The 13,488-nt window shown below is 63.0% G+C and carries 13 protein-coding genes; 4 read left to right on the forward strand and 9 right to left on the reverse strand.

The window, feature by feature from the left end:
- Window positions 1-24 precede the first annotated feature (24 nt).
- Genes ASE50_RS18075 through ASE50_RS18425 form a run of 4 tightly spaced genes read right to left on the reverse strand, consistent with a single transcriptional unit; the run spans window position 25 to window position 2,870 of the window.
- Window positions 25-1,404, reverse strand: a complete 1,380-nt coding sequence (locus ASE50_RS18075) for an ATP-binding protein (RefSeq protein ID WP_082438718.1) — start codon at window positions 1,402-1,404, stop codon at window positions 25-27.
- 2 nt (window positions 1,405-1,406) lie between these two features.
- On the reverse strand, window positions 1,407-2,456 hold the full coding sequence (locus ASE50_RS01535) for a ribonucleotide-diphosphate reductase subunit beta (protein ID WP_055995868.1): 1,050 nt from the start codon (window positions 2,454-2,456) through the stop codon (window positions 1,407-1,409).
- A gap of 4 nt (window positions 2,457-2,460) precedes the next feature.
- Window positions 2,461-2,676, reverse strand: a complete 216-nt coding sequence (locus ASE50_RS01540) for a hypothetical protein (protein WP_056394701.1) — start codon at window positions 2,674-2,676, stop codon at window positions 2,461-2,463.
- Entirely contained in the window at window positions 2,673-2,870 is a 198-nt protein-coding gene (locus ASE50_RS18425) for a hypothetical protein (protein ID WP_156347244.1), read from the reverse strand. The genes ASE50_RS01540 and ASE50_RS18425 overlap by 4 nt, the downstream gene beginning before the upstream one ends.
- A 53-nt stretch (window positions 2,871-2,923) precedes the next feature.
- Between ASE50_RS18425 and ASE50_RS01545 the strand changes: the two genes are divergently transcribed.
- Complete coding sequence (locus ASE50_RS01545; RefSeq protein WP_056394702.1) at window positions 2,924-3,199, forward strand: DUF2171 domain-containing protein; 276 nt, start codon at window positions 2,924-2,926, stop codon at window positions 3,197-3,199.
- 148 nt (window positions 3,200-3,347) lie between these two features.
- Here the strand turns inward: ASE50_RS01545 and ASE50_RS01550 are convergent, their stop codons facing one another.
- The 3 genes from ASE50_RS01550 to ASE50_RS01560 form a co-directional block, all read right to left on the reverse strand.
- Window positions 3,348-5,246 carry a ribonucleoside-diphosphate reductase subunit alpha gene (locus tag ASE50_RS01550; protein ID WP_056394705.1) on the reverse strand — a complete coding sequence of 633 codons (1,899 nt, stop codon included), beginning with the start codon at window positions 5,244-5,246 and terminating at the stop codon, window positions 3,348-3,350.
- Between the two features lie 336 nt (window positions 5,247-5,582).
- Window positions 5,583-5,990, reverse strand: a complete 408-nt coding sequence (locus ASE50_RS01555) for a DUF4345 domain-containing protein (RefSeq protein WP_056394708.1) — start codon at window positions 5,988-5,990, stop codon at window positions 5,583-5,585.
- Window positions 5,987-6,448: a DUF2721 domain-containing protein gene (locus ASE50_RS01560; protein WP_055997203.1), complete on the reverse strand. Its 462-nt coding sequence runs from the start codon at window positions 6,446-6,448 to the stop codon at window positions 5,987-5,989. The genes ASE50_RS01555 and ASE50_RS01560 overlap by 4 nt, the downstream gene beginning before the upstream one ends.
- Window positions 6,449-6,539: 91 nt before the next feature.
- On the opposite strand from ASE50_RS01560, the gene ASE50_RS01565 reads away from it, so the two are divergent.
- The 3 genes from ASE50_RS01565 (at window position 6,540) to ASE50_RS01575 (ending at window position 11,541) form a co-directional block, all read left to right on the forward strand.
- Window positions 6,540-7,637 (forward strand): GNAT family N-acetyltransferase, encoded by a 1,098-nt coding sequence (locus ASE50_RS01565; protein ID WP_156347245.1) that lies wholly within the window; start codon window positions 6,540-6,542, stop codon window positions 7,635-7,637.
- Window positions 7,638-7,711: 74 nt separating this feature from the next.
- Entirely contained in the window at window positions 7,712-10,969 is a 3,258-nt protein-coding gene (locus ASE50_RS01570; protein ID WP_056394710.1) for a PAS domain-containing protein, read from the forward strand.
- A gap of 368 nt (window positions 10,970-11,337) precedes the next feature.
- Window positions 11,338-11,541 (forward strand): hypothetical protein, encoded by a 204-nt coding sequence (locus ASE50_RS01575; RefSeq protein ID WP_156347527.1) that lies wholly within the window; start codon window positions 11,338-11,340, stop codon window positions 11,539-11,541.
- Between the two features lie 154 nt (window positions 11,542-11,695).
- Here the strand turns inward: ASE50_RS01575 and ASE50_RS01580 are convergent, their stop codons facing one another.
- Together ASE50_RS01580 and ASE50_RS01585 are read right to left on the reverse strand one after the other, a co-directional pair.
- Complete coding sequence (locus ASE50_RS01580; RefSeq protein WP_056394712.1) at window positions 11,696-12,148, reverse strand: MaoC family dehydratase; 453 nt, start codon at window positions 12,146-12,148, stop codon at window positions 11,696-11,698.
- Between the two features lie 39 nt (window positions 12,149-12,187).
- Window positions 12,188-13,447, reverse strand: coding sequence for an ectonucleotide pyrophosphatase/phosphodiesterase (locus ASE50_RS01585; protein ID WP_056394714.1), 1,260 nt, complete (start codon window positions 13,445-13,447; stop codon window positions 12,188-12,190).
- Window positions 13,448-13,488 lie beyond the last annotated feature (41 nt).

Here is a 13,488-nt window from a genome sequence, read left to right on the forward strand (position 1 = left end):
AAAATATAAATTTGAAACGATAATTTAACTTGTTGGAAACTTTGACCCTCTTTTGTAACCAGTTTTCGCTTGGGATCGTCCGGGTATGCGTTCAATTATTTCCATAGCAAGCATTTTTCTAAAAATATTCTTAACTTTATTTTCAGATCCAATAAAAGTTATTGCTCGTGCCTTGGAATTATTTATCTCGTCGTTATCTTGCAAATAATTAATGATCGCCTTTTCTGGTTCTGCTAATTTTTCGTGCCGTAGAGTTACAAGTACGCCGTTTCCGGTCTGAGTCACAACCGGATCCTTCAATTGCAGTTCGCGCATTGCTTCGAATGCTGTATTTAGACCTTCCCCGACATCTTTGTTGGGAGCATCCGGAAATTTATTTGTCAAGCGTACAATCTTCTGATTGCGTGCAAATCTCTCGTCTAATATATTGTCAATCGTAACATGTGCTGGCAGCGGTCCGGGGCTGTATATTTCTATTCTATTATCAAATATCCGGACATGAACGTCATCATTAACGCTGTAGTCGCGATGTATGATTGCGTTAGTAATGATTTCATGAATAGCGCTACGAGGGTATTGTACTGCTGTTAATCCTTTATCTTTCATGACTGGAATATTTTCGACAATTTCGACGATTTTATCGACTGAATTCTTTATTATAACAACAACGCAACCTTCAATTGTGTCAGGTTGGCCTTCTAGAGTTGCCCGTGTCGGAGTATCGGATGTCTTATACCTCGAAATTTTTATTGATGCTTTTGGTAGGGAAACTTGCGGTTCATCAGAAAACAAAATGAGGCCGGCAACCGTTGCCTTGTCGTCTTTTGTTACCTTTTGCTTTTTTAGCCACGATCGCGGATCGGACTGCGGAATTATGTTCTCTTGAAATATTCGGTACGCGTCCGACGAAATTAGATCTTCGACGTCAGACTCGGTTTTATTGTCTTCGTATGATATAATTCCCTTATTTAAGCGAAGTCGCTCCTGCTTTTCATATGTATCCTGCTTTAAGCTTTGAGCTCCCTTGCGCAGGTATATATCTCCTGAGGTATCCTTCCAGATAAATTGATTTTTGAAAACTTCGCAGAGAAGCACGATGCCGTGTTTGCCATGGCAACGAAGAAATCGATAAGAAAACGTATCACCTTCTGGGAAAAGATCTTGAAGGGTTGAAATTACATCGTTTGCTTGTTCTTCATTATCGTATCCTTGCCAGCGATCCGTAGTGACGGATTCGTCTTCAATTCCTACATACACCTCGCCACCCTCGGCATTTCCAAGCGCGCTTATTGTTCGAGATAATTTCGAAGGCTGTATTCTTCTTGACTTGAAATCTAAGAAGTGACCTTCCGATTTCGAAAGGATTGCATTTGCTGCAACTTCATCGATATCTACGATCTGCATAATTATTCCGCCGCCACGCCCCCGAACATGTCGCCCATGCCGCTGGCTTCCTCGTTCGCCGGTGCCACGACCTTGGCCTTCTGCCGCTTGTCGAAGCCGTCCCACACCTCGTTCCAGTTACCGCGCGTCGCCGCCTTCGAATATTCGGTTGCCCGCTGTTCGAAGAAATTGGCGTGTTCGACGCCGTTCAGCAGCGGGGCCAGCCACGGCAGCGGATGTTCGTCGATCAGGTAGATCGGCTTCATGCCTAGCTGCCCCAAGCGCCAGTCGGCGATGTAGCGGATATATTTCTTGATTTCCTTCGCGGTCATCCCGTGGACCGGCCCCATTTCGAAGGCGAGATCGATGAAATTATCCTCCAGCCGCACCGTCGTCTGGCACATGTCGGCGATGTCGTCGCGCACCGCGCGCGTCATGCAGTCGCGTTCCTTGCAGAAGGCGTGGAACAGCTTGATGATGCCTTCGCAGTGCAGGCTCTCGTCGCGGACCGACCACGACACGATCTGCCCCATGCCCTTCATCTTGTTGAAGCGCGGGAAGTTCATCAGCATCGCGAACGACGCGAACAGCTGCAATCCTTCGGTAAAGCCGCCGAACATCGCCAGCGTCTTGGCGATATCCTCATCGGTATCGACCCCGAAATTCTGCAGATAATCGTGCTTGTCCTTCATCTCGCTATATTCGAGGAAGGCGCCATATTCGCTCTCGGGCATGCCGATCGTGTCGAGCAGGTGGCTGTACGCCGCGATATGCACCGTCTCCATGTTGGAGAAGGCGGCGAGCATCATCTTGACCTCGGTCGGCTTGAAGATGCGACCATATTTTTCGTGATAGCAGTCCTGCACCTCGACATCGGCCTGGGTGAAGAAGCGGAAGATCTGCGTCAGCAGATTGCGCTCGTGCGGCGTCAGCTTCTGCGCCCAGTCGCGGCAATCCTCGCCCAACGGCACCTCTTCGGGCATCCAGTGGATCTGCTGCTGACGCTTCCAGAAATCGAACGCCCAGGGGTATTCGAACGGCTTGTACTGCTTGCGGGCTTCGGTGAGCGACATGGGGTTACTCCGGGGAAAGTAGGAAAAGGTAGAAAGCGTAAAGGACGATACCTCCGATGACGAACGGCACGCCGAAGAAAATCGAATTCAACCGATGCCAATTCTTCCCGAAGAGAAGAACCGGTCGATCCTGGGTGCTGCGCGCGAACTGATCCGGCAGCAATATCATGGCCAAGCCGACCATCAGCATCGCTGTTCCTACGAAAGGAATGGCGATCATGCCGACCCCCAAGACCACTGCGCGATCCCGAAGATCGCAAGGATGATACCGAGCGCCAACGCCATCATCCCTGTCATGCCATGGGCATAGCGGCTCTGCTGCGTCCTCCGCGACCGCAGGCGAAGCAGCAGCCACAGGCCGATGGCACCCGCGACCAGCGCCACGGCCAGCATGATACCAACGTTCGTGGTCATGCGACCAACTGCGGGGACGTGCGTTTGACCGCCGCCCCCAATGGAGAAATAGCATGGCCGATCTCAGCAACATCAACGAACACGCCGAAGTCATCGGTGCCGATGGCGTCCATGTCGGAACCGTCGACCGCGTCGAAGGCGACCGCATCAAGCTGACCAAGAAGGACAGCGGCGCGCAGGTCGAAGGGGCGGACAGCTCGCATGAAGGGCATCACCATTATATCGACGGCGGCCTCGTCGCCGAGGTCGAAGGCGACACCGTCCGCCTGTCCGCAAATGCCGATGTCGCGGTGACGTTCGAGACCGAAGAGGATGGTGCCGCCATCTGATCGATCGCGAACATCGCGACGGGGAAGGGGGCCGCGTGCCCCCTTTTTCATGGCCCGAACCGCCACGCCGTCAGACGGGACGGCTGCGCCGCCCCGCTGCCCGACGTGGCGAGTCAGCGATTTGCTTGAGCAAATCGCTGCCGCCCGCTTACTGACAGGCCAGGCACTCGTCATAATCGGTCGTCTCGCCCAGATCGAACTTGGCCAGCTCGGACGTATTGTCCGCCTCGACACCACCGGCGAACCCGGCGCGCTGCACCGACTTGGACCGCAGATAATAGAGCGATTTGATGCCCAGCTCCCATGCGCGATAGTGGAGCATCAGCAGGTCCCACTTCTCGACATCGGCCGGGATGAACAGGTTCAGCGACTGCGCCTGATCGATGAACGGCGCACGGTCGCCGGCCAGTTCGAGCAGCCAGCGCTGGTCGATCTCGAAGCTGGTCTTGTACGTGTCCTTCTCTTCCTGGCTCAGGAAATCGAGGTGCTGCACCGAACCGCCGCGCTCGAGGATCGTGTTCCACACCGCATCGCTGTTCTTCGACTTCGCGATCAGCAGCTTTTCGAGATACGGGTTCTTCACCGACCACGATCCCGACAGCGTCTTGTGGGTGTAGATGTTCGCCGGAATCGGTTCGATGCAGGCGCTGGTACCACCGCAGATGATGCTGATCGACGCGGTCGGCGCGATCGCCATCTTGCAGCTGAACCGCTCCATCACGCCCATGTCGGCGGCGTCGGGGCAGGGCCCACGCTCGGTGGCGAGGTGCATCGACGCCTCGTTCACCTGCGCGTTGACGTGGCGGAAGATCTTGAGGTTCCAAGCCTTCGCCATCGCCCCTTCGAACGGCAGGCTGCGCGCCTGCAGGAACGAGTGGAAGCCCATGACACCGAGGCCGACCGACCGCTCGCGCTCCGCCGAATAGCGCGCACGCGCCATCTCATCGGGCGCGCGCTCGATATAGTCGGTCAGGACGTTGTCGAGGAAGCGCATCACGTCCTCGATGAACCGCTTGTCGCCGTTCCATTCGTCCCAGGTTTCGAGGTTCAGCGACGACAGGCAGCACACGGCGGTGCGGTCGTTGCCGAGGTGATCCTTGCCGGTCGGCAGCGTGATCTCGCTGCACAGGTTCGACGTCGACACCTTCAGGCCCAAGTCACGGTGATGCTTGGGCATCGTATTGTTCACATGGTCACTGAACACGATGTACGGCTCGCCGGTGGCGAGGCGGGTCTCGACCAGCTTCTGGAACAGCGAACGTGCATCGACGACCGCGCGCTGCGACCCGTCCTTGGGGCTTTTCAGCGCCCATTCGGTGCCGTCGCGGACCGCTTCCATGAACGCATCGGGGATCAGCACGCCGTGGTGCAGGTTCAATGCCTTGCGGTTGAAATCGCCTGACGGCTTGCGGATTTCGAGGAACTCCTCGATCTCCGGGTGGCTGACGTCGAGATAGCAGGCCGCCGAACCACGACGCAGCGACCCTTGCGAAATCGCGAGGGTCAGCGAATCCATCACGCGGACGAACGGGATGATGCCGCTGGTCTTGCCGTTCAGCCCGACCGGCTCGCCGATCCCGCGCACGCTGCCCCAATAGGTGCCGATGCCCCCGCCGCGCGACGCCAGCCACACATTCTCGTTCCACGTCTCGACGATGCCTTCGAGGCTGTCGGGGACCGAATTGAGATAGCAGGAGATCGGCAGGCCGCGCCCGGTGCCGCCGTTCGACAGGACCGGGGTGGCCGGCATGAACCAAAGCTTCGAGATATAGTCGTACAGCCGCTGGGCGTGCGCGGCATCATCGGCATAGGCCGACGCGACTCGCACGAACAGGTCCTGATATGATTCGCCGGGCAGCAGATACCGGTCCTTCAGCGTGTCCTTGCCGAAATCGGTCAGCAGCGCATCGCGCGAATGATCGACCTCGACCGCGTGCAGCTGCGCATCGACCGTACGGCTGGTGCGCGCGGGCGGCGTGGCGGCGGGGGCCGGATCGGCGAATTGCAGTTCGTTCATCTGGGCATCCTGACTATCCTGGAAGGTCATCGTCCCGTTCCTCTTGTGTTCTAGCACGGAGCGATGCCCCTGTCGATTTCTACGGAACGTCCGCGCGCACCATCGCCCTTGACAAGCGTTGGCGGCATTGGAGGTTCCAGCAGGCGTAACACAATCCATAGCGCCCGTCCCGCGTCGGGCACCACTAATTGTAGGAAAGCGGCCGACGCGCAAGTCGGCAATTATAACCTTTGGCGCCCGGCTCGACCGGCTCGACGGTCACTCCCGACGCGACGCGCGGCGATCCGCCGGGTTCGCGAAATGCAAGCGAACTTTTCGGGAACGCAGAAAAATTGCTGTCGCCGGACGGGGCGTCCGGGCGGAACTTTATGCGGTTGTCGCCTGCCGATATCGATGCGCGATACGGGTCTGCCACAGCAGCAGCAGCGGCACGACGGCGAGCTCGATACCAAGCCCGACGACATGTCCCGTCGATGGTGCGCCGATCGTCAGGAGCGACAGGAGTCGCGCGAGGCCGCCGCCGACCACCATCGCGCCCAGCAACCGGAACCGGCCGGTCTTGCCCTCGATCGCCGGAATGCAGCTGGCAAAGGCGAGGCCGAGGACCAGGAAGATGCCCGACAGATAGCGGAAATGACTGTCCAGATCGACCGCGGGAGCCGGTTGCAGCCACGCCGCACCGCGCAGGATGCTGAAAGTCGCCACCGACAGCGGCACGAAGCAGGCGATCGCGACCGCGACCTGCAGCAGCGTCCGCTCGCCGCGCGGCGTCACGTTCGTTCGCGCTCGAGCAATTCGGCGCGGACGCGAATCGCATGGACCGACATCCGCACCTCGAACAGGAACCAGACCAGTCCGCCGATCAGCAGCACCATCGACAGGACGAACGCGATCGCCACCGCCTTGCCAAGGCCCAGGTCGAGCAGTTCGGCGATGAACAGCATCGCGACGACGGTGCAGTTGGCGACCGCCGAGAGCACGACCAGGAACACCGCATTGTTGATGACGCGGATGCGCCGGTCGAGCAGCCGCAGTTCGAACACGTGCCGCGCATGTTCCGGTCCGATCGAGGACGGGTGCAGCTTTTCGAGGTCGCGGGCACGATCGACGATCCGCGCCAGTCGACCGACCATGACGTTCAGGATCGCGCCGATTCCCGCCAACAGGAAGACCGGCGCGATGGCGGTCTGGATCGTCTTGGCGACGGTCGACAGGACAGGTTCGAATTCCACGCGCTTGCTATGCAGCGGCGGACCGAACCGGGCAAGGTCGCGTGGCGTGCACACCCCGGGATCGCTACCCAATCGTAACCGGTTATGGGGCATGATGCCGCCCATGTTGTCGCCCGCTTCCCCCGCCATCGCCCGGATGATCGCCGGTCTGCCCGATGCGATCGATGCCGTCGCCGCGTCGGCCGCGCCGAGCCACCGGTTCCTGCGCCGCCGATGGTATGCCGCCGCGATCGACGCCTATGGCGGCACGGCGCGAACGCTGCTGGTCGAGCGCGGCGGACAGGCCATCGCGGCGCTGCCGCTGATCGGACTGGGGCCGGCGGCGTTGCGCGTGGCGCAGGTGCCCGGCAGCTACTGGCCGTTCCGCAGCGGTCCCGTCGCGCAGGATGCCGCGCCGGGCGACGTCGCGGCGTTGCTGGACGAAGCGGGGCGGCAGGTGCGCGGGTTCCGGCTGGGGCCGGTCTATGACGGCGATCCGATGCTCGACGGGCTGCTGGACGCGGCGCGCGCCGGCGGCTGGCGCGCGCTGCCGCGCTTCATCGCCGACAGCTATCTCCTCGATATCGCCGCACGGCAGGCCGAGGGCGTCTGGCCGCGGCTGTCGACGCTGCGCAAGAACCGCTTCAACGAAAAGCATCTGGCGGCGCTCGGCACCCCCGACTGGTCGTTCGCCAGCGGCGCGGACTGGCAGTCCGGCCTGTTCGACGATCTCGCCGCGATCGAGGCGGCAAGCTGGCTTGCCGAGCGCACCGATGGTCACGACGCGAAGTTTACCGAGACCGGCCATGGCCGCTTCTGGCGGGCGGCGGCTGCCGATCCGGTGCTGGCGGACATGATGTGGGTCGCGCTGCTCCGGATGGATGGCAAGCCTGCCGCCTTTTCGTTCGATATCAACGCCGGTCAGCTGAAATATGCCGTCGCCAACAGCTATGACGCGACCTATGGCCAGCGTTCGCCGGGGCGGCTGCTCTATTACCGCAACCTCGTCCGCGCGGTCGCCGACGGCGTCACCCATGTCGACTGGGGCGCGGGCGACAGCGGGTATAAGGGGCTGATCGGTGCCGAACGGGGGCCGGCGATCCGCGACTGGCTGTTCCTGCGGCCCGGTCTGCCGGCGCTTGCCGGGCGCTGGCTGGCGCGGCGCTGGGCGCGGTCGGGGTCGCTGCCGGCCGGGAACGGTCGGGACTAGCCGATACGTCCGTTGCCGTAACGCGACGGATCGGCCACCATCATGACCTTGCGCAAACGGGCGGATGATCGAACATGACCGGCCAATCGCCACCCTCATCGGCCCACGCGCCGGTCTGGCCCGATGCCCCGCAGCGGCCGGTCGACGACCATTGGCCGCGGCGCGACAGTCGTCGCCCGGCGGTGCAGCCGCCGATCGACATGCCGCGGTATGTGGCGATCCTGTTCCTTGCATCGGCACTGGCCATGGCGCTGGTGCCGCTGTTGCAGGGGGCGTTGCTGATCTGGCCGGCCACGCCGATCGCGGTCGCCACGCTGACGCGACGTCCGGTCCGGCGGTGGCCGGGCATCACCGCGATCACCTTTGCCACGCTGGTCGCCGCCGGGGTGTTCGTCCGCCTGCCGCTGCTGCCGTTGATCGTGTATGCCTCGATCGACGCGGTCGTCATCCTACTGGTTGCCGGGCTGCTGCGGCGGTTCGAACCCGATCCCCGATCGTTGCGCGGCTATGGACTGGTGATCCTCGCGGCGTTCGTCGGTGCCACGGTCAGCACCCTGCTGGCCGAGGTGTCCGGTTGGTTCCTGCACGGCGTGATCGTCTTCTACCACGCGGTGCAGTGGTTTGCCGCCATCGCCATGGGGCTGATCGTCCTCCTGCCGGCGTTGAAGGCGACGCGACGCGCGCTGGCGGAGGAGCTCAGGATCCTGTCGCCGACGCTCGCGCTGCCGATCGCGATGTCGACGATCATCGCGCTGGTGGTATTCGGGACCAGCCGCAACCCCTCGCTGTTCCTGCTGCTACCGTGCGGCGTGTTCGCCGCGCTGTTTTCGCGCTTCATCGGTGTGTCGGCCTCGCTGCTCATCATCGGCACCATTGCGACGGTCGGCACGCTCAACGGCGTCGGTCCGATCGTCGCAGCGTTCGACGCGGTCGCCGACCGGGTCCTGTTCCTGCAACTGCTCATCGGCATCATCGCGCTGACCAGCTTTCCGGTCGCCTCGCTCCTCTACGAACAGTCGCTGGCGCTGAACGAGATCCGCGACAATGAACGACAATTGCGGATGATGACCGATTATTCGACCGACCTGATCGTTCGCGTCGGTCGCGACGGCATCCGCCGCTATGCCTCGCCGGCGTCGCTGCGCCTGCTGGGGTATACGCCCGACGAGATGATCTCGCGCACCCCCTACGCATCGATCCATCCCGACGATCGCAATCGCGTCCGCCGTCAGACCTATGCGCTGGTTCCCGGCGGCGACAGCACCGTCTTTCGCTACCGCATGCAGCATCGCGACGGCCATTATGTCTGGCTGGAGGGCGCGTTCCGCCTGATCGGCGACAGCCGCTATAATTGCGAGCTGATCGGCTCGATCCGCGACATCGGCGAACGCCGGGCGGCCGAGACCAGGGCGATCGAATCGATTACCCAGTTGCAGGAGCAGCAGCGGCTGCTCGCCATGGCCGAAAGCGCGGCGCGGCTCGGCCATTGGCGACTGAACCTCACCGACAAGCGTAACCTGTGGTCGCCGGAAATCTTCCGGATCCACGGCCTGCCGCCGGGCGAGGAACCGTCGCTGGAGGCATCGCTCGACTATTATCATCCCGACGACCGCGCGATGGTTCGCGCCCAGATCGACCGAGCGATTGCAACCGGCGGGTCGTTCGCCTTCACCGCCCGGCTGATCCGGCACGATGGTGCGATCCGCTGGGTGGAGTCCCGCGGACAGGCCGAACGGGGGCAGGGGGCCGAAGTGGTCGGCCTGTTCGGCGTGTTGCAGGATACGACCGAACAGGTCGCGGTGATGACCGATCTTCGTGCCGCGCGCGAGGATGCCGAACGCGCGCTGGCGGCCAAGGCGACCTTCACCGCGACGATCAGCCACGAGATCCGCACCCCGCTGACCTCGATCCTCGCCGCCGCACAGTTGCTGCGCGACACGCCCGACCGGGTTCAGCGGATGCGGCATCTCGATTCGCTCGAACAGGCAGGCCGGACGCTGTCCGATATCGTCGACGACGTCCTGACCTTCTCGAAACTCGAAGGGGGGCACAGCCAGCCCGAAGCGATCATCTTCGAACCGCGCGAACTGCTCGCGACGGCCACCGGCATGTTCGCGGCAGAGGCAAAGCATCATGCCGTGTCGCTCGACTTCGACGTACCCGATTCGCGCGTCGTCGGCGATCCGGCGCGGCTGCAACGCGTGCTGACCAATCTGGTCGGCAACGCGATAAAATTCACCCGGCACGGATCGGTGCGCATCACCGCGACGCGCGAGGCCGGTGATTGCTGGCGGTTCGAGGTCGCCGATACCGGGGTCGGTATCCGCGACGACCGGCTGGACGCCATCTTCGAACCCTTCGTTCAGGCCGACGCCTCGACCACCCGCAGCTATGGCGGCACCGGCCTCGGCCTCAGCATCAGCCGGATGCTGGTCGAATCGATGGGCGGCACCATCGGCGTCGTCAGCCGCCCCGGTGCCGGATCGCGCTTCTGGTTCCGCCTGCCACTGCCGGCCGCCGGACAGGTCGGACTGCCGGTGGATGCGCCCGTACCCGGATCGGACGCGACGCCGGCGGGGGGGCGGATTACGGCGTCGACCGTCCTCGTCGCCGAGGATAACGACACCAATCGCTATCTGATCACTGAAATCGTGCGGCGGCTGGGGCATCACGTCATTGCGGTCGAAAATGGCGCGCGCGCCGTCGAATATGTCACGGCGGCGACGGGCAATCCGGTCGATGTGGTGTTGATGGACGTACAGATGCCGGTGATGGACGGGATCGCTGCCGCGCGTGCGATCCGGGCGTGGAGCGGGGCGGGGGCGGGCGTGCCGATCTATGCATTGACCGCCGACCTTTCGACCGAACGCCGCGCCGAGATCCTGCGCGTCGGGATGAACGGCATTCTGACCAAGCCGGTCGACGTGCCGCAACTGCGCGCCGTGCTCAGCAAGGCGCCGATGCCCGCCGGACGCCCGGCGATGCCGAATCCCGATGCCATCGACCGCGACCGCATGCAGTCGATCACCAGCGCCCTCGGCGCGGCGCAGCGCGACACGTTGCTGGCACTGCTGATCGAGGATGCGGCGCGGACCCCGGCGCGGCTGCGCACGCTGGTCGAACATGACCGCATCCACCTCGCCCGGCGCGAAGCCCATGCGTTGCGCGGAGCCGCAGCCAGCATGGGCGCGTTCGAACTGGTCGCGGCGTTGCAGGTGATCGAGGATGCCCGGGACGACGCACCGATCGATCCGACGGCGCTGGACGATATCGATCGTTGCGCGACCGCCGTGATCGACGCTGCCCAGCGTGCGATGGCAGAACCGGTCTGACCGCCGGTATGGTGGCCGGAATGCGCAAAGGACTTGTCGAGCTTTTGTTTGGGCCGATCGACCTTCAGCGATAATCACGGAACTTCGTTATTCCCGCGCAGGCGGGAATTCGTAGACGCCGCCGGTCCGGCCGGATTCGCGACGCTGAGGTGTAGGGACTCCCACCTGCGTGGGAGTGACGAACGGGGATCGAACGCTATTCCTGGCACCCAACGAACGGAAGGTCGATCCTGCTTAGGTCATCCCGGATGAAGCCGAGACGTCTTTGCAAGTCTCCACGGCCTGTACCCCAGCGAAGGCGGGACTGTTTAAACGAGGCGCGTTTTGGATTCTTCTGTGTTCCTTTGATTTGGGACGGGGAGGACAGGATGCGTTGTCCAGCGTGCGAAGGGACCGACCTGATCAAGCGGGGCCGCACGTCGGGGCATCTGATCGAATCGTCTAACGCCTCGTTCCGCGACATGCTGGCCTGCTTCAACCGCCGAATCAAACGCGCCTCCAAGACCCAACAGATGCTCGGGATCACCCTTGACATCTTCCTCGCCGGAAAACGTCTACAGAGTCCGACGTGAACACTCCCCCCTGCGCCGGGGGGGGTACGGCACGTTTTTGCCCAAGATTAAGGCTTGCGCAGAGGTCTCGCGAAGGCCGGGCTGCCGAAGCTGTCCCGCGTAAATATCGAGATTATCTGGACTATTTCGCGACAGCGTGCGGCGAGGACGAGTATCAGCCCTTGCCCGCGCGCATTGCGATCAAGGCTTGCGAAATGAAGGTCAGCACCACCTGATCCGTCTGATTACGGACGGTCACTTCGCTCGCCACATTGCCCATTTCGGGGCGGCTGCGCGATGCGCGAACCGATCGGACCACGGTTTCGCATGACAGCGTGTCGCCGGGATACACCGGTCGCTTCCAGCGCAGTTCGTCGATGCCCGCCGCGCCGAGGCTGGCGATCGGGTTCGCGGTCCAATGGTCGACCAGCATCGCCATGGTCATCGCGCAGCTATGCCAGCCGCTCGCCGCCAGCCGCCCGAAATGGGTCTGCGCGGCGGCTTCGTCGGACAGGTGGAACGGCTGCGGGTCGTATTGCCGGGCGAAGTCGATCACCGCATCGCGTTCGACGCGGTAGGAGCCGAAACGGGCGGTTTCGCCGACGGCGATGTCCTCGAAATAGCGCATGGGGGCAGTTTCAGGACGAAATCCACTGGCTGGCAAGCATTATCGCAGCGCCGTCGCCGCGATGCCGCCATCCCCGTCGAGCGTCGGGTCGGCGGGCAGGCCGAGCATCCGCCGGAGCAGGGGAGCGACCGCCGTGTTGCGGAACGCCGGCAGCTTGACGCCCGGTCGGAAGGCCGGACCGCCGGCGACGAACAGCGCCTGCATATCCGGCGCGGCGTCATCATAGCCGTGCGCCCCTCCGGTGACCGGGCGGGTCGGCGCAGTCGGCAGGATCGTCCAGCCGATGTCCGCAAGGCACAGGAACGACGGCACGCGCGGATGGGTGCCATAGCGCAGCCGCACCGGGATCTGTTCCTTGGGCCAGCATTGCATATGCGGCTTTGGCCTGCCGAGCGCAGTGGCGAGGGCGGCTTCCCTGCCGGGCATCGGTTCGATCGCGGCATAGGGACCGGTTTCGATCAGGCGATAGCCGTCGGCCGGCGCGACCCGGTCGAACGCGATGACCCGGTCGGTAGCGACCGCCGCCATGCCGTGATCGGCGACGACGATCAGGTTCGTCGGCTGGTTCAGGGCCGCCAGTTCGCGCTGCAACCGGCCGATCGCCGCATCGACGCGGGTCATCGCGTTTAGCGTCTCTGGCGAATGCGGGCCTGCGTCGTGGCCGGCGACATCGACATCGTCGAAATAGAGGGTGACGAACCTCGGGCGGGTCGCCGCCGGTCGCCGCAGCCAGTCCACGACCGCGTCGACGCGCTGTTCGGCGGTGATCGCCTGATTGAACGCCTGCCAGTCGGACGCGTGATGGCCGCCGGCATAGACGCCGTGGTCGGGCTTGCCGGTACCGCCCCATGCGACTTCGCTGCCCGGCCAGAACATCGTCGCGCTGCGCACACCACCTTCCTCGGCAGCGATCCAGATCGGCTTGGCGGTGTTCCACCAGAACGGATCGTCGGTCGCCATGGTGAAGACCTCACCGGGGCGGGTGGCGTCCTCCATCTTGTTGCCGACGATGCCCGATTTGTCGGGGCGCACGCCGGTCGCGAGCGTCCAGAAATTGGGAAAGGTCTTGGTCGGGAAGCTCGGCTGCATCGACGCCGATACGCCGTCCGCCGTCAGCCGCGACAGGTTCGGCGCGATCGCGGGCGACAGATAGTCGGGCCGGGCGCCATCGACCCCGATCAGGATCGTGACCGGCGCCTTCGTCTCGGCAACCGCAGCGGGCGGTGGCACTGCCGATCCGGTCTGGATGACGCAGCCCGACAGGGCGGCGAGCGCGACGAAGAGGGCGGGGATACGCATGACAGGTCTCGACAAGAGGACAGGCCGTTCGTCTATCGCCC

The organism is Sphingomonas sp. Leaf5 (assembly GCF_001421155.1).
Classification (GTDB): domain Bacteria; phylum Pseudomonadota; class Alphaproteobacteria; order Sphingomonadales; family Sphingomonadaceae; genus Sphingomonas.